Here is a 19,797-nt window from a genome sequence, read left to right as displayed (position 1 = left end):
TGTAAACTGATAATTGATTAGTCGATCAAGTTTATAGCTAAGCAACGAACAAGTATATTGTCTTGTTTAAATTTATCTTGTAAAGTTTTTTTATATTTTTCCCAATAAGAGATATCTACCTGATCTGTCATTACTTCATAAATAACTAATTTATCCTTTATGATATTATTCTGGGAATCTTCCCACCTTCCACCTAGTGGAGCTCTGTTATACATGGATAATCCTTCGAATTTGTTGATTAATGTTTTTTTAACATTATCGAAATATTTAGTTGGATAGGGTTTTCCCTCTTCATTTTCAATTGGCAAAAACAATTGGATCAGCTTAGTCTTTGTGGTATCTTTATTCTTCTCATTGGCAAGCATAGAAATAGCCTTTTTGGAGTTTACCCGTTCAATTACATTAAATACCTTTCCTGCTTGAGCATTATAATTGGTAAAGAAATTTATCAATTCATCTATAAGCTGTTTAGGGAAATCTTTTAGCTCTTTTACGTTTGCATAAAGGTTTGAAACTTGCGGAATTACGATATAACGATCATTACGGGTTTTCTTGCCATCCAACTCATGTTGATCAGCTTTAATTGCTCCAATTATCCGGCAGTCCATAGCACATCCGGGAAAAGTTTTAATTTCAGAAATTACGATGGCATCCAATGGATCACCATCCTCACCAATGGTACCTTCAACAAAACCAAAATCAAATGGAAAAACCATGCCTTGGGGCATTATTTTATTTAACTTGATGTATCCAGTTTTTGGATCAAAATCGTACTTAAGTGGGCTGCCTTGTGGAGTTTCTACAATAACACTAACTGTTTGCATATTGGGGTGATGCGAACTGCTTTTCAATAAAGCCGCCAATGTCTTCAATAAATTCTTCCGATAGTTTCTGACCTCCTATTTGCTCCCAGCCATCTGTTACTTTGTTGATAGTCCCAACTAAATGATCGTTAATACAGATATAAAAAACATCGTTAACATCTACCTGTAACAGGGTGTAAAGGAGGGGGAGTTGATTTTCAAATAATTCGCACAAATAATCAATTTTTATCATAACTCATATCAATTAATATTCATCTGAACAACTTAAATAGAAACCAACAAGCTATATCATTTGTTTGGATAGTTAACGATTAACTTATTTTAAATTAAAATTAGCTTTTTATTTAGAAAATCTCCAAAACATAAATGATACATTGTTGTTAAACAGCAAATAAAAAATTATGCAAAAGTATTCATCTTACCTCATTTTCTTAACCTTAGGCATTTTAAGTGCGTGCAACAATTCGAACACAACTTCGGAAACAGCTACCGATACTACGAGCAAAAAAGCTGATACCATTATTAGTAAAACCAGCAACGCACAAGATTTGGATACCACTGATGTATCCTTTTTTCAAAATGCAGCATATGGTGGCATGGTTGAAGTTGAAAGCAGCAATAAAATAGTTCAAGAATCGAAAGATGCCGCAGTAAAAGCTTTTGCAGAGATGATGGTTAAAGATCATACGCAGGCTAATGCAAAATTAAAAGCTATAGCTGCTGCTAAAGGTTATATTTTACCAGCCCTAATTCCTGAGAGTAAGCAAACCATGATCAAAAAGATGGATACCTATAAAGAAGAAGGAAGGGACGAATATTATGTCCAATTGATGATAGCCGAACATAAAAATGCCATTGATGTATTTTCAGCAGGTAGCAGATCACACGATACCACCATCTCTAAGTTTGCCTCTTCCCTATTGCCAACCCTAAACCATCATTACCAACATACCTTAAAAATTGATACCGCATTAAAAGCGCTTAAAGCTAATCAGGGTGATGACCCTTTAAAATTGAGCAATCGTAAAAAACAATAGAACCATTTACCTATGGAAAACTTAAATAACAATTATGCACTAATAACAGGAGGCACAAGTGGGATCGGATTTGAATTGGCGAAACTATTTGCCAAAGATAAATACGATTTGATTATTGTTGCCAGAAATCAGGATGAACTTGATAATGCAGCAGCAGAACTGAAAAAGGAAGGCGTTAAGGTAATTACCATTAGCAAAGATTTCTTTTTATCAGGCGCAGCCTTTGATCTTTATAACGAGATCAAAGGAATGGGAATTACCGTTAAGGTGCTTGTAAATGACGCCGGACAAGGAGTTTACGGTAAGTTTATAGAAACGGATCTACAACGTGAAATGAACATTATCCAACTAAATATTGGAGCTACGGTAGTGTTAACCAAATTGTTTTTGAAGGATATGGTTAAAAGAAATTCGGGCAAAATTTTAAATGTAGCGTCGATCGCTGGCAAAGTACCTGGACCTTATCAAGCCGTGTATCATGGAACAAAAGCGTTTGTTCATTCCTTTAATGAGGCGGTGCGCAATGAAATTAAAGATACTGAAGTTACATTAACCTCTCTTTTACCTGGCGCAACAGATACCGACTTTTTTAGAAAAGCAGATATGCTGGAATCAAAAATTGTGCAAGAAGGTAATTTAGGCGATGCCGCGGAGGTTGCGAAAGACGGCTATGACGCATTGATGGAAGGAAAAGATATGGTAATATCTGGATTTAAAAATAAAGTACAGGTTGCCGTGAGCAATATCATCCCTGATAGTGTAGTAGCTAATAATATGCGTAAAACGCAGGAACCTGTAGATGAGTCATGAGTAGGAAGTCCGAAGTTTTCTAAGCCTGTTCAAACTAAAGACAACCGACTGTTAACTGTTAATTGAGAACTTATTTACTATGCCCCTCTTTCACTCCTTGTCTATTACGATCAGGTTCTTCTTTAGATAAATCTGTTGATTCAATAGTGGAAGGGATCTCTTTTTGATCACTAATCGTCTTTGGAGCCCTATCAATGAAATTGTCGTCTGTTAATCTAGGATTGTGGTTGCCCCATTCTAGCTGATTTGAAGTGCTTTCCCATTCTAGCTGATTTGAAGTGCTTTGTGGTGAGGTTGGGTTAGGATTTTTATTCACTATGCAAGGTGTTAATGTTAAAATAATTAAACACCTTAAGAGTAAATTTGTTTGTTATTAAATCAAAAAATTCGCTTATTAGTTGATTTCTTTGATTATAGCGATAATATCTTCTTCGCCCCGCCTCAGCTGTGCTTTATTAAAGCTATCATGAGCGGCACTGGCGAGTGGCGAATTTAATCCTTCATCCTTTGCCAGGCGCAGATCTTTCGCAATATGTTTGAGTGCAAATACTGGACTATAATTTTCCTGTAATATCGCATCGCCCTTTATTTTCATGAATATATTTCCCAGTGCACTATTATTGATCAATTCTAACAGGTCTTTTAGTTCAATTCCTTTATCTTTTGCAAAAGCCACCGCTTCTGCCAATCCTTGGGCATGAAAACTCAATAACGAGTTAATAGCCAACTTAGCAATATTACCAGCACCTGTATCTCCAACATGAAGTGTTAATTTACCTAAACAATCAAAAATAGGCTTAACAATGTTAAATACATCTTTATCACCTCCCACCATAACCACCAGCGAGCCTTCCTGCGCTTGTTTTAAACTGCCAGAAACAGGAGCATCAATATAGGTGCAGCCCTTTTCAAGAGATAAGAGCGCCATTCTCTTACTAATGGAAGGAGAAACGGTACTCATGTTTATGATCACTTTTTGATGAATATTTGAAGCGAATAGCCCCTCTTCACTCATAACAATTTCCTCAACGGCCGCATCATCCGAAACCATTAAGATTACCACTTCACATAAGGTGATTAATACTGCTGGATTTGCGACAAGAACTGCTCCTTCACTAATCAAAGGTGCAGCCTTTTCGGCATTTCGGTTAAAAACGATTAATGCATACCCAGCTTTAATTAAATTCTGTGCCATTGGGACTCCCATCTTCCCTAAACCAATAAATCCTATTTTTTGCATGCTAATGATTTGTTTTTTTTAACTGGTAAGTATTGGTTAACTGGTTAATTGGTTAATTGGTTAACTGTTGATTAAATTTTTTGATTGATTAAGTTTATTAGAGGCCTCGATTAAACAATTTATACAATTAACCGATTAACCAATTCTCATTCTACTCCTTGCACATTCATCGGCAAGATATAGATAGATTTTGAAGCAGTAATGAATAAAATATTTCTTTTTTTGCCGCTAAAACACAAATTTGCGGTATGATTTTCGGGGACATTAATATGTGCTATTTTTTCGCCCTGCGTATTAAATACATCTATTCCTTTACCAGTGAGATAGAGGTTTCCATATTGGTCTAATGTCATTCCATCAGAACCCCTATTAATAAAGAGCTGCCTATTTTTTAAAGCTCCATTTTTCTCGATTTCATACTTGTAGGTTTTACCGTCTTTAGCATCGGCAACGTATAAGTATTTGCCATCAGGAGTGCCAACAATTCCATTAGGGCGCAGCAAACGATCTTCAACGGTAACTATTTCGCTTTTTCCTTTGGGCAAATAGTACACTTTTTCGCCAGGTAGGGCTGGCGATTTTCGGGTCCAATAGTCGCGTTGATAATAGGGATCGGTAAAATAAATTCCACCTTTACGATCTATCCATAAATCGTTAGGACCATTTAAGGCTTTATCTGTTGGGTTTTTATACAACAATTTGGGTTTCTTATCCGTGCTAAAAATCCACAGTTCATTTTGCTCATCTGCACAAACAATCAAATTTCCCGCTTTATCCACATAAGTACCATTGGCCCTGCCTGCTTTATCCGAATAAAGTGAAAGCTGGCCGTCTGTACTGTACATCCAAATTGTATTGTTCGGTTGATCGGTAAAGAAAACATCGCCTTTGGAATTTACCGATGGTCCTTCGGTAAATTTAAACTGAGAAGATATAAGGGTTAGCGAGTCCTGATTAAACAAGGGTTTGATAGGTATTTGCGCATTAGCGTATACTGCTAAAAATACCATCACAAAACATATATTGATCAATTTCATCTTGCTAACTCAAATCGTTAACCGAAAACTGGCATTTGATAATTGCAAACTGCCAACGGGCTACGCTTTCCACTTTCCACTTTTCTTCATATATCGGATAGTTGCATAATAGAATGCTAAGACAATCAGCACAGTTATCCCGATTTTATCCCTTAAAACCACATCGTTATGGGTTAATTGTGGATAATAATAAAGGAGGATTACAGCAATGCCCAACAACCAAACCGTTTGTGTATTGTATTCTTTAATTAACCAGCGTTTGCCATTAAATGCCATGCTGTTAATGGTTTTACCCAGACCGTTAAAATTTATCCACCAGCGATTTACCCTGGCACAATACGCATCAAACTGGGCGCCAAATTTCCCCCTCAAAAATTTCTCTTCGGCCAGTACAATTGCCTGATATATGAACAGGAATAATGGAATGAAAATTAGCATAAAGATCATCGAATTCATTAAAATTCCTACACCTACCAGCATTAAAATATTGCCCACATACAGCGGATTTCGGCCATGGTTAAAAAACCCTTCGGTTACCAGATCATCGGCATGCACTTTTTTGTTTAGTCCGCCACGCACTATATAGGCCAAAGAAATGGCTACACCTCTTATTAACTGACCAAAAACGGTAATAAATAGGCCAATTATCAAGGGATAAAGGTAATAGGATTGCCCAAATACATCTTCAGTAAAAATTTTTGGCGATGGGATAAACAATGCGAGGTACAAGAAAATAAACAAGAAGTTTCTGTATTTGAAAAAGAAGTTTCCTATAGCTATCATATTAATTTTTAACTGCGATAAAACCTGAAAAATTATACCATTTAAAAAACGTTTCGGTATGTTGAAAGCCGGCTTCCATAAGCATCTTCACGTTTTCGCTCAACTTATAAGGAATCAGTACGTTTTCTAACGCTTCTCTTTTTTGTGAAATCTCCATTTCACTGTAGTGGTTTCTGCGCTTGTAATCGTAGTAGTATTTAATAAAATTTCTATTGAATAAACTGTCTTCAGCCAATATTTTTTCGGAGATGATTAATACTCCTCCCGGAACTAGTCCATCGTAAATTCTTTTCAATAAACGTTCTCTGAAAATAGGCCGTACAAATTGTAAGGTTAGGCAAAGTATAACAACTGAAGCGTTCTCTATCTTAATTTCTCCGTGCAGATCAGCATTAACCAATTGATAGGTTCTTTTAAATTCTGCCTCTTTTAGCTTTATATCGCATTTTTTTAACATTTCTGCCGAGTCATCAATCCCTACAAAGGTAATATCATCTGCTACATACGGATTTAGCCCTATCATCGTTGTGCCCGTAGAACAGCCTAGATCTATCACATTGGTATTTGGCAAGGCGTGTTCTGCCGCCAATTCTATGATCATACGTTGAATTTCGTTGTAAAATGGCACGGAGCGTTCAACCATGTCATCGAACGCATTTGCTACCGTTGCTCCAAATTTAAAATCGGAAGGTTTTTTAATTTCTTCCTTAAACACGTTATCTAGATTATCTTTCTTATTCATTTAGGCTATTTTTCGATTTTCTAAAGGTATCGACTTAATAAATCAGAAAAGGATTAGTTATAAGAGTTAACGAATTTTTTACATAAGCTAAACCATTCCTTTTTCGCATGGCGGATGAGTACAGGGATTGAAGGAGATACACTGAGATTCCCCCATATGCTGAAGAAGAGGAACTACATCTATCATTATCATAATGTTTCTAAATGCTTTAAACGTAACCAATCCTTCCAACCTCCCAACTTCCAATATCCTCCTACCAACAAAAAAGGCTTACCTAACCTTCCGATTTGATAAGCCTCCTGTTTTTTTGGGGAGTTTATTTACCGTTTGTTGCAGCAGTTGAGGTTGGAGATGGAACAACTTCGCCTTTAAAATATATTACTAGAACCGGAGTTTTAGCATTCGATTTTATGGTGGTAGCTTTAGTAAACTGGCCTGTTGCAGCGGCGTTATAGGTTAATACAATCGAACCTTTTTCGCCCCGTTTAACCGGTGTAGCGGTAAATTTAGCAACTGTACAACCGCAAGTTGGCTCAACTGATGAAATAATCAATGGTAGTTTGCCAATATTGGTGAAAGTCATTTCAACTGTTACTGGTTTCCCTTGTGGAATTTTGCCAAAATCATGTGTTTCTTCATCAAATTTAAACTCTGGTTCTTCAGATACTTGTGCAGCCATAACTGGGGCTGTAGTTTTCTTAGTGGTTTGCGCATTAGCTTGAAAAGCAACTACTCCAAGAGCTAAAGCCATTAAGCAAATTATTTTTTTCATGGTCCCGATTGTTTTTTTCAAATATAAAATATAGAACTAATGAAAACAAGAGGAAAAACCATGAATCACGTTATTTTATAATCCTTAAGTAACGGCTTTAAGACAATTTGAGAACTATTGAAAATCAAATTAACTTTGCAGAAATATATTTACATGAAACTCAAACTTTTTTTCCCTGCCGCTATCGTAGTGTTTAGTCTTTTTTTAATTTCTTGGGGTTACACGGGTCATAAGACAATTGGACTAATTGCCGAAAATCACCTTAACCCAAGAGCAAAAGCCGCAATTAAAAATTTACTTGGAGATACCAGCATAGCTGATGCGTGTACATGGGCTGATGATGCCAGGAAAGATCCTCAATTTAAGGAAACGGGCAATTGGCACTTTTTAAATTTGCCATTAGGTTTAAGTTTCAACGATTTTAAACAATTTATAGATACCACTAAGAAAGACAATGTGTATAGCGCATTACTTAATGCAGAGAAAATATTAAAGGACAACAGTAGTACAAAACAACAGCAAATTAACTCGTTAAAGTTTTTAATGCATTTTGTGGGCGATCTCCATCAACCAATGCATATCAGCAGAGCTGAAGATAAAGGTGGCAATACCATTCAACTTAATTATGAAGGCAAAGGAACCAACCTCCACAGCCTTTGGGATACTAAAATGTTGGAGCACCAAGGCTTAACATTTACCGAATTAGCTACTAAATACGATACCATTTCACTTACCGATATTAACCAATGGCAACAAGATCCGATGATTACTTGGATTTGGGAAAGTTATCAGATTAGTAGTCAGCTTTATGCAGAAGTAGACGCCATGGGAAAACAGGTTGTTGATGATGAATACTACCAGAAACACTTACCTATTGTAGAGAAAAGAATTCAGCAAGCGGGAATTCGGTTGGCCGGATTGTTAAATAGTATCTATCCAGAGATATAAGATCTTATTTTTACCACCTTAGGAAGCTCAGAGACCTAAGTTAATCCAAGTGTCAAGCGCTTCACGCCATACGCTTACCCTTTTGTTGTGTCCCAAATTGTCAGTCTGAGCGCCCGCCTGCTTTTCGGGCAGGTAGTCGAAGACCAAATTAAACCCCTTCGACAAGCTCAGGGTGACACCCTTTTAGTGTTCCCAAAAATTGTCAGTCTGAGCGTAGTCGAAGACCAAATTAAGCCCCTTCGACATGCTCAGGGTGACACCCTTTTAGTGTTCCCAAAAATTGTCAGTCTGAGCGTAGTCGAAGACCAAATTAAGCCCCTTCGGCATGCTCAGGGTGACACCCTTTTAGTGTTCCCAAAAATTGTCAGTCTGAGCGTAGTCGAAGACCAAATTAAGCCCCTTCGACATGCTCAGGGTGACAATCTTATAGGTAGGCTCTAATTTCAACAGCTTAGAGCTGCTTTGCTTACCCTCAAAACATTTTTTCATTTTAAGGGTTAATTATAAATTAAATCTTCATGAATGAAAAGTAAAAAGAACCTCATTAACGCACTAAAAAGTCGGGAACTTAACACACAAACCACAGTGGCCATCATCGCAGGCCTAACTATTGGTGTAGCCATAGGTGCATTATTTAGCACTGAAAAGGGAAAAGAATTGAAAAAGAATTTAATAGGTTATGCCGGTGATTTAATCAATAATCTTACAGGAAATACACCCGCCAAAGCACATGCAAAATTGGGAAGTCTAATTGGAGATGTAAGAACTCATATTAAGCTTAATGCCGAAGGGCTGCTCGAAAATAGACAGGAATATAGGATGAAGGATCCAATGCTAATTGACCAATAGTTAATTATTTCCTTTAAAGACATTAACCGTTGGTGTTTTCCATACGTTATAACCCTGCAAAGCACAAATTTGCGAAACCTCTTTCTCTATAAAGCTGGGCACATCATTGGCAATTCGCCAGCGAATACTGTATTTTAAATTATAACTTAAATAAACCACCACATCATCATCCATGGGTGGCATTTGAGTTAAAGGCCTTAAATGAACGTCCTGCAGTTCCATAGCTAATCTGATCAACCTCTCCTTTAGCACTTTAGCTAATGGAGCATGGGGATTAAACTCATCAAAGATGGCAAGGACAGTAACGGTCATAAAGTAATGCTATTATTTTTAGCAAAACTAACTAAAATTATTGGAATTTTATCATGGATTTGTAAAGAATGATTTATTAATCAATCTTAAATTTTCTTGTCACAAACACCCCATCGTTACTTTTTTCCTTTTTCACATCCCGATCAAAAACACGGTTAAAGTTATTAGCCGCTAAATCTTCAAGTCTACTATTAACCCTTATTTGATAAATGCCAGCTTTCCAACCTTTTAGAGGAAAGAATTTCCAGATCTGATCTTTGCTTACTTCACTTCTCCCATCTATTACCTGCGCATTAACATCAAGAACGGTTAACGATTCCTTTAGTAACATAGCATCCATTCCTTCAAGAGCATCAATGATTAAGGGCAATTGAGTGTTCGCTTTTGGAACATTGATCTTCCAGGAATCTATAATAGGCATGGTGTGATCCATATCCTTGGCGGTAAAAGTTTTAGTGTAATTTTGGCCCAAATTTAACCCATGACTATCCTTCCACTGCTGTGAGACCATTAATCTGTAGGTTGAATTTTTGGTCAATGGATTTCCATATTTACGGTTCAGTACCAAATCACGCTTTATGCGGCCCGGGTCGATCCAAATAGTTAACACTTTTCCGCTGGTATCCCATAATTCTGGCTGTAGATTTAGAAATACGTTGCGCATGGTATCTCCATTTTTGTCCAATAAACAAATAAAATCTAGTGATCTGCCGGTTTGCATAGGCTTTGAAAAACAGAAATAGAATTTAAGCAAATTTTCGGGCACAGTATCTCTCTGTGGATAAATGGCCCTTAGCACGGGGGTCTTCTCGCCTTTCGGCAGAGGGACGTCGATACTCCCAATCAATTTGTTATTCTCCCAAACTTCGTAGATAATTCCGTAAGTAAGCGGAATTAAGGGCGTAAACTCAATTTCATCCGCCTTGACGTCGAAATTGCCAAGGATGGCCGTCAAGGGCTTTACCCCACCCCTGTAAATCTGTATCCGCTTATGTTCATTTTGATTAAGTACTAATGATTTGGGAATAATAATCGAAACTGCTAGTCCATTTTTATAGCTTAGAGAGAGTTGCTTTGGCTTTGTTTTGCATCCTAAAAAAACAACCACTAAAAAAAATGCCATGCTATATTTTACATATAACATGGCATTTGTACTAGTTATTAATTTATATGGTTTTCCCATCGGTTGTCCACAAATCTAATTCTCCAGTAGCTGATCGTTGTATTACAACGGCTCTGCTTTCGTCTAACTTGTCCATCTGCGTAACTTTTTGATAGGGCAACGCCGTAAAGTTTACTCCTGCAGTTGTTGCCACTCTTTCGGTCAAGGAGCCTTCAAATTTTTTGATTTCATTATAGCTTACTTTTGCTGCTGGGCGATTATCGTTGGCCATAACCAAATAATTTTCACCACTGGTTTTTAACCAGATCATATCTGATGGGGTGTTTTGATTTCCCATTTCGGCAATTGTTCTTCCTTTTACTGTTGCACCAGGTTTAAGTTCATCCATGGCAAAAAGCACGAGCGGAGTACAGGTATAGCTGGCCACCACATAGTCTTTTCCTGCAATGGTGGTAGTGCTAAATGTACGCACAGGAGAGGTAGTTTCATATCTACCATGTGACGTATGGTACATTTCTAAGGTCGATCCCTCATCCTGATTATCAGTAAAAGGAAAGTTCAAGCTTCTAAAAGTAGAACTAAACTCTTTATTGCTTAAACCACTTACCAGCAATTTTCCATTCGCAAAACCCAAATCAGAGATTGAAGAGATGCGGAGGGATCTACCGCGATTATCCTTTGCATCAACAGCAGGGGCATTGTTTAACGCTACCGTAGAGAAACTAATGTCTTTTAAAGAAACTGGCTCAAATACATTATCTGCATTTAACGTTAATAACAATGGAGTGCCATCAGCGCTCTTGACTGCCAGGTATAATTTCTTTGAAATTGGGTTAACGGCTATATCGGTAATGCTAACATTTTCTTTAGTAGTGCCTAAGGCAGCAGCAATTTTAGTGTCAATATCTTTCAGATCAAAGGCTTTGGCGGTTTTAGTGGCTTTAACATCTTTGGTATCAACCGCTACAATTGTGGCATTTTTAGAATCGCCAATAAACAAAATTCCCGTCGGACCAAAGGTTAAGGCAGTAATGGATTTAATTTCTGGTGTTCCCATTGTCATACCATAAGGCAAAACTGATTCGCGGTTTATGCCAGCAAACAATAGCACTCCGGCTATCCCAGCAGCAATAAATAGATAAGACTTTTTCATTTAATTAACAATTAAGGTGAATATTTTAGTCTTAAGTCTGAAGTCGATAGTCTTAAGTCTGTTTAAATTATGCTAATAGCAACATATGGATGAAGTCTTGAAATTTCTTAATATTTAAAGGCTTTTTTAACAAATAATCAATTCCAATATCTTTTTTTAGTGTGTCTTCGTCGATATCGGTAGTAGAAAATACTATAATTGGAGTATCTGGAGAGGCAGCCTTAATCTGTTTGGATGCCTCAAACCCATCCATTTCTGGCATATATAAATCCATTATTACCAAATCTACAGGATCTTTTTTAAATTTTTCTACTGCATCTAAACCGTTCACTGCAACGATTAACTTAAACTGGTAAGGCTTTAAAATTTGCTCCAATACCATCACGCTCATTGGTTCGTCTTCTACAATTAAGATTTTCTTGGGTTCTTCAGTTACGGCTTTCTTGAATGTGAATTTCACTTTGTTTTTATTTTGAATGGTTCATGTAAATATAAATAATGCAAAACCTATTCGCAACATTTCTTTGTAAACAATGAAACTAAATGTTCAAACATGTATTATTTCGTAATCGATTCGTAAGCAAATGCGCCTTCGGTACATCTTCCCTAGCTCTTTGGCACGGAGTCATCTTCCCTCGTCCATTTTACATCTTCTCTCCCCGTCTGTTAGGCAGGCATTTTCCATTTATTTCTCTAACGTTAATAACCCTGCTCTTGTGGATAATTACCCTAAACATCTGATGTTCACAGGCGTTATTACAACAACTATAAAAATTTATCCCATGGAAAAGTGTATTTATGTAGTAGAGGACAACGCCAATATCAGAGAAATTATAGAGTATTTATTGGTTGAAGAACAGTATGAAGTAAAGGCCTATCCTAATCAGGCTACTTTTTGGAAAGAGATGAATTTACACCGGCCGGATTTGATTGTACTTGATGTAATGTTACCTGATGGCAATGGTCTCGATATTTGTGCTAAACTTAAAAGCAATGTCAAAACTCATGATATTCCTGTAATGATGATGTCTGGTAATAATTATTTATCCAATGTTAAAAGTAAATGTGCAGCCGAAGATTTTATCAACAAACCGTTCGACCTTAATGATTTTATAAATAGGGTTGAACATTATGCGCCACACTGATTAGCAATTATCAAATTATCAAATTAGCTAATGTCGTTCTACCGTTGATGTTGCTCTTAATTAGCTAATTATCACATTTACATATTAGCTAATGTTTTCAGTATCTTTGTAGAAACTAAAAAAATGGCAGTTCTACATAAAAAAGAAGAAAAAATACAGGCGGTACTGGGCAGATTACCCAAAACATACACCCAAGAGGAGTTCGTTGCCATGTTTATCAAGCTTTACTCTAAAGATTGGGGCAAAATAAAATCAGCATATAATAAACAAGCCCAAGACAAGGAGCCCGGAACGGTAATCAATATGCCAAAACCGGATTTGTACCTTAAACAAGTGCTTGATATTTACTTAAAGCAAAATGCGATCACTCAACCTGTAGAAGAAGAGAAACCACTTAAAGAAACCACGCCAGTGGCGAAAGTGAAACCTATAAAAGAAGCCGCTAAGAAAAAGGACATAGTGTTAGAAGCTAAAGCTGATAAAAAGCCCGTAACCAAAACAATTAAAAAAGAGCCTAAGCAATCCGAAGCGGATGCGCCTGTTAAAGAAAAAGTGGTTAAGATTAAAGTGCCCATTGCCGAAACAAAGCCTGTGCGAGCACCAGCTAAGAAGAAGGCCGAAGGAGTTGAAGCTAAAGCAGACAAAATACCTGTTATAAAAGCAGCTAAGAAAGAGCCTAAAACAGATGCTGACGTGCCGGCAAAACCTAAAAAAGAAAAAAACTAAAATAAATAACCAGATATATAATAAATCGATTATTTAGTCGTCTATATATATGAGAGCGTTAATTTAGATGCGGGGATTGGTCGTAATGATTGATCCCCGTTTCTTTTTTGTGGGATTTCACCGTCCCGATAGCTATCGGGATGAAGATGATTGCACCGGTTAAGGCACAAACGCTATACTGAACTCCGCCCTACTTCTCCGTAGAATCTTTCCAATGATCCAACTTAAATGGCCTCGCAGGTAAACCGGCATCATTATATAAAGTAGCTTCGGGATTAGTTGCCCAAGCGTATCTTACAGTAACTGGATTTAAAACTTTTTCACTGCTAAGAATTACCTTATCACCTTCTATTCTGGCATCGGCCCAATAAAATTGCTTATCCAATCCTGCGATTTCAAAACCTTTGAGTGAACCATTTTTAGCTACTAATCCCCCTGCTGTATTTTTGAAGTTAATCTCAATTTGCTTACCCACAAATCTTACCTTATCAAAAGTTGGGCCCTCGTACACCACATCTTGATGATAGGTTTTAGCCAAAGCTATTAAGGCTAGTCGTTTACCTACATCCTGTTTATTTTTGGGATGAATATCTTTTTCATTACCAATGTCTATGATTACAGCCATCCCCGTATTGGGCAACTGTAATGTGCCTTGTTGTGCATCCCTTAGTTCTGCCCAATCAGAATCCAATGGCTGGTTTTCTTTAGCTTTAAAATTTGCAAGTTGAACGAAATAGAAAGGAAAATCACCTCTATTCCATCGGATGCGCCAATCTTTAATTAAAGAAGGAAATAGGGTGCGATATTGATGCGCTCTTGGTGCATTCGACTCGCCCTGATACCAGATTACGCCTTTTATAGCAAACTGGATAAATGGGTTAACCATTGTATTGTACAATAATGTGGGTCTATTTACATTTGAATTAACCATAGGTGATGGACCAATATCTTTGAGGTTCATCGCCATTTTATACTTCCAATCTCCGGCAAGGGAGATTACCTGATCTTTATCCAAACTTAGGTTCATTAATTTAGCTTCACTTGCCGAGCCGCCCGAACCACCGCTATCGTATATTCTAATGGAGATGGTATGCTCGCCACCCGTGACCCTATCCGCACTGATTTGATACATTCTGTTGGTATTGGCAGTTAGCGTTTCACCAATTTTTTCATCGTCGAAATAAGTGATATCCTGATCGTCAATGGCACCAAGACTTAGTTTCAATGGTTTTCCGGCCCATGATTCTGGGATCATTATTTTTCTTCTAAGGTATACCACTCCATCAAAATCAGGCAATACCGATTTTTCCCACAAGCTTGGCATCGTTATATTCCCCCACGTAGAGTCATCGAATGATTTTGAAAGAAACACAAACTTCCCATTTTGGTAGCCAAGATCATTCTTTAGGATTGATTTCTGCCAATTTGCTAACTTTTCGGAATCGCTTAAACCCACTTCTGCCAACCCAGACTGTTTGATCCTCTCCACTTCGGCCGAAAAATCGGCATCATTTTTTAAGGTATTTTCGCTGATCCAGGCTTCTGCAACGGTACCGCCCCATGAGCTGTGTATCAAACCTATCGGGATGCCTGTTTTCTGGTAAACTTCCCTAGCAAAAAAATACGCGGTTGCAGAAAAATCGCCTATTGTGGTTGGACTACAGGATGTCCATCCATTGCGGGTAACCTTAACATCATTTGCTGGCAGCTTTCCTGCCTCGTGGATTACCTGCAACAATCTGATATTAGGAAAATCAGCATTTTTAATTTCTTCCTGATAGTTATTGATCTTACCCCACCCTGCCAAGGGCATTTCCATATTAGATTGACCTGAACAAAACCAAACTTCGCCGATAAGTACATTTTTTAGTACTACCAGATCTCCATCATTGATATCTACTTGATAAGGCCCGCCATAGGTTGGCGTAGTGATCGTAATTTTCCATTTTCCATCTTCTTTAACTGGTGTTGTATACCTTTTTTTATTCCAGCTAGTTGTGATCTCAATTTTTTTCCCAGGCGTTGCCCAGCCCCAAATGGCGGTTTTAGTCTGCTGCTGGAAAACCATATTATCCGTAAAAAAAGCAGGCATTTTAACTGTCGCAACAGCAAATTGGCTCGAGAAAAGGAGAAGAGAAATGAATAGGCAGAAGGAGCTGATCTTTTTCATGGGTTTAAATTACGAAGGATTATTGTAAAAAATAGGAATTTGTTGGTTGGATTATAGTTTATGGCCATGGTCCGTAGTCCATGGTCCATAGTCCATAGTCCATGGTCCATGGTCCATGGTTGCATACTGCCCTTTCAAAATATTGCAAATAATAATAATTTAATTTTTTTATAAAAAAATTACATCAACTATTGCAACGTACGTTTTTAATACATACCTTTAATTTATGAAACCTGAAAAAGAAGAACAATCGATCTTTGTTCCAACTAAAACAGAATTAGATGTGCTACAAGTTTTATGGCAATTCGGACCATCAACGGTACGTTTTGTTCACGACAAACTTAATGAAAAGAAAGAGGCCGTTATCTATACTTCTACCTTAAAGTTAATGCAGGTTATGAAAGAGAAAGGTGCATTAGCCAGAGATGAAAGTAAAATGAAACATGTTTATAAAGCGATCCTACTTGAAGATAAAGTGAAAGGGAATTTACTCATCCGTTTTGTAGACCATCTTTATAATGGCTCTCCAAGTAAGATGATGGTATCTCTCTTGGGCACCGATAAAACATCTGCAGAAGAACTGAAACAGATTAAAGACTTATTAAATAACATTGAAAGCTAGCATGATTTTTTTACTCGTAGATACCAATATGCCTCATTTTATCACCGCATTTTGCATGATGTTATTACATTCGTTATGGCAAGGGTTGTTACTAGTAGTTTTAGCTAGTCCGTTTTTATTTCTTAGCAGGAACGGCCCGAGATTAAAATACAGCATATTAGTGGTGCTATTTATTGTTTTCGTTGGCCTGTGTGGGTTTACTTTTTGGTCATATTATCAGCGGGTCTTATTGGTAGATACACCTCTAAATGTGCAATTTTCAACTGATGCGGCGCATTTGTTTATTCAAAACTGCAGGAGTTTTATCGATGCAAATTCACACTTTATATTTTTATTGTGGTTGATATGTTTTAGTTTTCATTCTCTTAAAATAATGGTTAATCTATTTTATTTTGATGTTATCCATCATTCTAAAATGATGCCACCTCCCCTCTTATGGGTAGAAAAAACCACGGAATTGACGAAAATCCTAGGCATTAAAAATACTGTAAGGCTATTTGAATCAACTTTAGTGAAAATTCCTGTAGTGGTTGGTCATCTTAAACCCCTTATCCTATTTCCTATTGGTGCACTAAGCAACTTGCCAATGGAACAGGTAGAAGCCATATTGCTACATGAACTTGCACATGTACGCAGGTATGATTATTTGGTGAACCTCTTACAAAATTGTGTTGAAGCCGTATTTTTCTTTAATCCTGGGTTATTATTGTTATCAACGTGGCTAAGGGAGCATCGGGAATATTGCTGTGATGATATTGCCTTGAGCCATACATCCAATACCAGGGCATATCTAACGGCATTGATCAGCTTTAAGGAATACGCGGTTTTAGCCAACCCTATTCCTGCATTTGTAAGTCACAGAAATGAACTGTTAACCCGTGTAAGCCGTATTTTAGGAAAAACCTATAAAAAGCCATCTCTAACTGATCGGGTTTTTTTATTGGTTTCTTTTTTTATTCTTATTGGTATGTTAAGCCTAACTACTTATCAATCCGATAGTTTAACTACCCAACTCAACAAAATAAGTAAGCAGGCAACTTTTGAGAGGCCACTTTCTTCCCTACCAGCCGTTGAAATCGTACCAATCAAGACTGATAAAAAGCCCAGGAAAAGAAATTACAAATCACTTGACAGAGCAACACTCGCCCAAGAACTTCCACTCGTTGAAGCTCCTCTCACTCAAACATCAACTGCTATTTCAGCTACTAGCCCCGAACTAGAAAGAAGAGAAAGCATACTGATCCGTTATGCCGCATCATTAATACAATACGATAAGGACATCGCCCAGTACAAAAAGGACTTAGAAAAATATGATCAAGTGATAAAACACTATGACCAGTTAAACTATCCACCTATAAAAGAAACCTATCCAAATCAATAATGCCTATGGATAAATGGTAAAATTATAGTTCCTTTTATAGACAAAGGCGCCTTGTCTATCCAAACACCTTTACCATTATTAAAAAACGGCTTTCGGCCGGATGGAAATCTATTGCCTAAAATTTAAACCTTTTAAAATTATCAACATGAAACCAAACACTTTAAAAATCAATCTTTTATTAACCGTAATGATAGTAGTGGGAATAGTATGTTATACCCAAATCAGCATTGCTCAAACCAGTACCAAACTAACTATCATAAACCAAGATTACGAATTGGCTAAACTCGAATCCAAAAAGCAGCATAAAATGATACTGATCGATTTTTACACCACATGGTGCGTTCCCTGTAAATATCTTGATGAAGCTATATTTAAAGATGCCAAGATTAGTGAAGAAATGGCTAAACACTTTGTGGTACTCAAGTATGATGCAGAGAAGGATAGCGTACACAGACTGACTTTAAAATTTCACATCATGTTATATCCATCAACTGTTATTTTAAATGAACAGCAGTTTGTGGTTAACAGACTATATGGCACAGGTGGACCAGAAAAGGACTTGGTAAAAAATTATAGTTCCTTTTTAACTAAATCGATAGAAAATAATGCAAGTGGACGTTACATTAAGGGTATTTCTAATGTTACCAACCTCGCATATCCCAAATTTTATGAAGAATACGTGAATCGGACTAACACCAAAAATGTAACTGAAAATCTAATGAAATATTGGGAAAGCCATCCTAATCATTTGGACGAAATCACGTTTACCTTAATGTGCTATTTTGACTGTGGTACAGATGAAATGGTAAATTATTTTTATAAGAACAAGAATAAATATGAAGAATTGTACGGGGATTTAGATGTAAAATTTGTCAATTCGTTGGTCATTTCTAAAAAAGTATATGCAGCCTACGATGCAAAGGATAGAAAATTGTTTAATGAAGCAGTTGATATCGCCAAAGCCAATATGCTGGCAAAAGATACTTCGGCCTATATCCGTGCGATAGAACAGCGCATGCTTACTATAGAAAACCGATGGGCAGATGCGGCAAAAATACTAGAGCAACGGATGAATCAGCCCGACTATGATCCAGAAGTCACAGCAAATTTCTGTTGGTCTGCCTACGAAAAATGTAATGATCTACAAGTATTAAAAAAGTGCGCATATTGGATAAAAAAATTAACCGAGAAAGAACCTAATTTTGCCAGATTAGATACTTATGCTAGGTTATTATCAAGGTTAGGCAATAAGAAACTGGCCATTACAACCATGCAAAAAGCAATTAAGATTGGGAAGATCAATAAGGAAGATACGAGCAGCGGAGAAGAATGGCTAAAAAAGATGGGATAAGTTGAATAAATAAAGCCCCATGAAAGCGTGGGGCTTTTTCCCGAAGGGATGCCTTTGGCACAGTTTTCGGTTTAGGTTCCTAAATAGCCATTCAAAATAGCATATTTAATAAGGGCTGCTGTATTTTTTGAGGCAGTTTTGTCTAAAATGGATTGTCTGATTCCCTCAATAGTTCGCCTGCTCAAAAAAAGCTGATCGGCCATCTGCTGATTGGTCCTGCCCTCTGCTATCAGTTCCAACACATTAAGCTCTCGTTCAGAGAATGCTATTTTTTTAGATGTTTGGTCTATATAGTTAACCAACTGCTTATGATAGCGCTCTAAAAGACGAATTCCAAGTTCGGCAGAAAAATAGCGTCTTCCTTTGATTATAGTATTTATTGCAAACAAAAGCTCATCAATATCTACGTTCTTTGAAAGATACCCATTAGCACCTGCTAAGAACGCTGTTGATGAGTATTTCTCATCTTCAACCATAGAAAGCAGTATAACAGGTGTGCTTATTCCTCTTTTTCTCATTTCTCCTATCATTTCGATTCCGTCCATCTCTGGCATCAAGAAATCGGAAAGTATAACATCTACGTTTGGATTACTCTCTAACAAAGACAATAGGTTTTTTGCACTGTTAGCTTCGGCAACAATTTGAATGTTATCACTTATATCAAGCAAGGCTGATAACGAAGACAGCAGTAATTTATGGTCGTCTACAATTATTATTTTGATCATTTATGGTTAAAATGGTTTTTATGGGTTATTGGTCAGCTGTTAACTGG

General features: G+C 37.1%; 23 protein-coding genes. 9 read left to right on the top strand and 14 right to left on the bottom strand.

The window, feature by feature from the left end:
- Positions 1-17: 17 nt before the first annotated feature.
- Together AC6H0V_RS04470 and AC6H0V_RS04465 are read right to left on the bottom strand one after the other, a co-directional pair.
- Positions 18-824, bottom strand: coding sequence for an inorganic diphosphatase (locus tag AC6H0V_RS04470; protein ID WP_497562514.1), 807 nt, complete (start codon positions 822-824; stop codon positions 18-20).
- A complete protein-coding gene (locus AC6H0V_RS04465; RefSeq protein ID WP_497562513.1) occupies positions 811-1,056 on the bottom strand; it encodes a hypothetical protein in 246 nt (81 codons plus the stop codon). The genes AC6H0V_RS04470 and AC6H0V_RS04465 overlap by 14 nt, the downstream gene beginning before the upstream one ends.
- Positions 1,057-1,225: 169 nt before the next feature.
- Here AC6H0V_RS04465 and AC6H0V_RS04460 point away from each other — a divergent pair, with 169 nt between their 5' ends.
- Both AC6H0V_RS04460 and AC6H0V_RS04455 read left to right on the top strand, forming a co-directional pair.
- Complete coding sequence (locus AC6H0V_RS04460; RefSeq protein WP_497562512.1) at positions 1,226-1,861, top strand: DUF4142 domain-containing protein; 636 nt, start codon at positions 1,226-1,228, stop codon at positions 1,859-1,861.
- A gap of 12 nt (positions 1,862-1,873) precedes the next feature.
- Positions 1,874-2,671, top strand: coding sequence for an SDR family NAD(P)-dependent oxidoreductase (locus tag AC6H0V_RS04455; protein ID WP_497562511.1), 798 nt, complete (start codon positions 1,874-1,876; stop codon positions 2,669-2,671).
- A 70-nt stretch (positions 2,672-2,741) separates the two neighbouring features.
- Here the strand turns inward: AC6H0V_RS04455 and AC6H0V_RS04450 are convergent, their stop codons facing one another.
- The 6 genes from AC6H0V_RS04450 to AC6H0V_RS04425 form a co-directional block, all read right to left on the bottom strand.
- Positions 2,742-2,987 carry a hypothetical protein gene (locus AC6H0V_RS04450; RefSeq protein ID WP_497562510.1) on the bottom strand — a complete coding sequence of 82 codons (246 nt, stop codon included), beginning with the start codon at positions 2,985-2,987 and terminating at the stop codon, positions 2,742-2,744.
- Between the two features lie 78 nt (positions 2,988-3,065).
- Positions 3,066-3,911 (bottom strand): NAD(P)-dependent oxidoreductase, encoded by an 846-nt coding sequence (locus AC6H0V_RS04445; protein ID WP_497562509.1) that lies wholly within the window; start codon positions 3,909-3,911, stop codon positions 3,066-3,068.
- A gap of 146 nt (positions 3,912-4,057) precedes the next feature.
- Positions 4,058-4,948 carry an SMP-30/gluconolactonase/LRE family protein gene (locus AC6H0V_RS04440; protein ID WP_497562508.1) on the bottom strand — a complete coding sequence of 297 codons (891 nt, stop codon included), beginning with the start codon at positions 4,946-4,948 and terminating at the stop codon, positions 4,058-4,060.
- Positions 4,949-5,008: 60 nt separating this feature from the next.
- Positions 5,009-5,731, bottom strand: coding sequence for a methyltransferase family protein (locus AC6H0V_RS04435; RefSeq protein ID WP_497562507.1), 723 nt, complete (start codon positions 5,729-5,731; stop codon positions 5,009-5,011).
- Position 5,732: 1 nt separating this feature from the next.
- Positions 5,733-6,473: a carboxy-S-adenosyl-L-methionine synthase CmoA gene (gene cmoA / locus AC6H0V_RS04430; RefSeq protein WP_497562506.1), complete on the bottom strand. Its 741-nt coding sequence runs from the start codon at positions 6,471-6,473 to the stop codon at positions 5,733-5,735.
- A gap of 316 nt (positions 6,474-6,789) precedes the next feature.
- A complete protein-coding gene (locus AC6H0V_RS04425; RefSeq protein ID WP_497562505.1) occupies positions 6,790-7,245 on the bottom strand; it encodes a DUF1573 domain-containing protein in 456 nt (151 codons plus the stop codon).
- Positions 7,246-7,398: 153 nt separating this feature from the next.
- On the opposite strand from AC6H0V_RS04425, the gene AC6H0V_RS04420 reads away from it, so the two are divergent.
- Together AC6H0V_RS04420 and AC6H0V_RS04415 are read left to right on the top strand one after the other, a co-directional pair.
- Positions 7,399-8,193 (top strand): S1/P1 nuclease, encoded by a 795-nt coding sequence (locus AC6H0V_RS04420; RefSeq protein WP_497562504.1) that lies wholly within the window; start codon positions 7,399-7,401, stop codon positions 8,191-8,193.
- Between the two features lie 522 nt (positions 8,194-8,715).
- Entirely contained in the window at positions 8,716-9,042 is a 327-nt protein-coding gene (locus AC6H0V_RS04415; protein WP_497562503.1) for a YtxH domain-containing protein, read from the top strand.
- On the opposite strand, the gene AC6H0V_RS04410 is transcribed toward AC6H0V_RS04415, so the two are convergent.
- From AC6H0V_RS04410 to AC6H0V_RS04395, 4 genes are all read right to left on the bottom strand, one after another.
- Positions 9,043-9,354, bottom strand: coding sequence for a hypothetical protein (locus tag AC6H0V_RS04410; protein WP_497562502.1), 312 nt, complete (start codon positions 9,352-9,354; stop codon positions 9,043-9,045).
- 76 nt (positions 9,355-9,430) lie between these two features.
- Entirely contained in the window at positions 9,431-10,477 is a 1,047-nt protein-coding gene (locus tag AC6H0V_RS04405; RefSeq protein ID WP_497562501.1) for an Ig-like domain-containing domain, read from the bottom strand.
- 43 nt (positions 10,478-10,520) lie between these two features.
- The gene (locus tag AC6H0V_RS04400) at positions 10,521-11,630 is read right to left on the bottom strand and encodes a hypothetical protein (protein ID WP_497562500.1); all 1,110 of its coding nucleotides are present in this window, start codon (positions 11,628-11,630) and stop codon (positions 10,521-10,523) included.
- A 67-nt stretch (positions 11,631-11,697) separates the two neighbouring features.
- Positions 11,698-12,090 carry a response regulator gene (locus tag AC6H0V_RS04395; RefSeq protein ID WP_497562499.1) on the bottom strand — a complete coding sequence of 131 codons (393 nt, stop codon included), beginning with the start codon at positions 12,088-12,090 and terminating at the stop codon, positions 11,698-11,700.
- A gap of 322 nt (positions 12,091-12,412) precedes the next feature.
- On the opposite strand from AC6H0V_RS04395, the gene AC6H0V_RS04390 reads away from it, so the two are divergent.
- Together AC6H0V_RS04390 and AC6H0V_RS04385 are read left to right on the top strand one after the other, a co-directional pair.
- Positions 12,413-12,775 (top strand): response regulator transcription factor, encoded by a 363-nt coding sequence (locus AC6H0V_RS04390; RefSeq protein WP_497562498.1) that lies wholly within the window; start codon positions 12,413-12,415, stop codon positions 12,773-12,775.
- A 123-nt stretch (positions 12,776-12,898) separates the two neighbouring features.
- Positions 12,899-13,501, top strand: coding sequence for a hypothetical protein (locus AC6H0V_RS04385; protein ID WP_497562497.1), 603 nt, complete (start codon positions 12,899-12,901; stop codon positions 13,499-13,501).
- A gap of 190 nt (positions 13,502-13,691) precedes the next feature.
- Here the strand turns inward: AC6H0V_RS04385 and AC6H0V_RS04380 are convergent, their stop codons facing one another.
- Positions 13,692-15,671 (bottom strand): sialate O-acetylesterase, encoded by a 1,980-nt coding sequence (locus AC6H0V_RS04380; protein ID WP_497562496.1) that lies wholly within the window; start codon positions 15,669-15,671, stop codon positions 13,692-13,694.
- Between the two features lie 226 nt (positions 15,672-15,897).
- Between AC6H0V_RS04380 and AC6H0V_RS04375 the strand changes: the two genes are divergently transcribed.
- The 3 genes from AC6H0V_RS04375 to AC6H0V_RS04365 all read left to right on the top strand — a co-directional run bounded on the left by AC6H0V_RS04375 (position 15,898) and on the right by AC6H0V_RS04365 (position 19,025).
- The gene (locus tag AC6H0V_RS04375; RefSeq protein WP_497562495.1) at positions 15,898-16,293 is read left to right on the top strand and encodes a BlaI/MecI/CopY family transcriptional regulator; all 396 of its coding nucleotides are present in this window, start codon (positions 15,898-15,900) and stop codon (positions 16,291-16,293) included.
- Between the two features lies 1 nt (position 16,294).
- Positions 16,295-17,674 (top strand): M56 family metallopeptidase, encoded by a 1,380-nt coding sequence (locus AC6H0V_RS04370; RefSeq protein WP_497562494.1) that lies wholly within the window; start codon positions 16,295-16,297, stop codon positions 17,672-17,674.
- Positions 17,675-17,819: 145 nt separating this feature from the next.
- Positions 17,820-19,025: a thioredoxin family protein gene (locus tag AC6H0V_RS04365; RefSeq protein WP_497562493.1), complete on the top strand. Its 1,206-nt coding sequence runs from the start codon at positions 17,820-17,822 to the stop codon at positions 19,023-19,025.
- 71 nt (positions 19,026-19,096) lie between these two features.
- Here AC6H0V_RS04365 and AC6H0V_RS04360 read toward each other — a convergent pair whose 3' ends face one another.
- Positions 19,097-19,750 (bottom strand): response regulator, encoded by a 654-nt coding sequence (locus AC6H0V_RS04360; RefSeq protein WP_497562492.1) that lies wholly within the window; start codon positions 19,748-19,750, stop codon positions 19,097-19,099.
- Positions 19,751-19,797: the final 47 nt, after the last annotated feature.

The organism is Pedobacter sp. NO84 (assembly GCF_059703915.1).
This window is presented reverse-complemented; position numbering and strand designations above follow the sequence as displayed.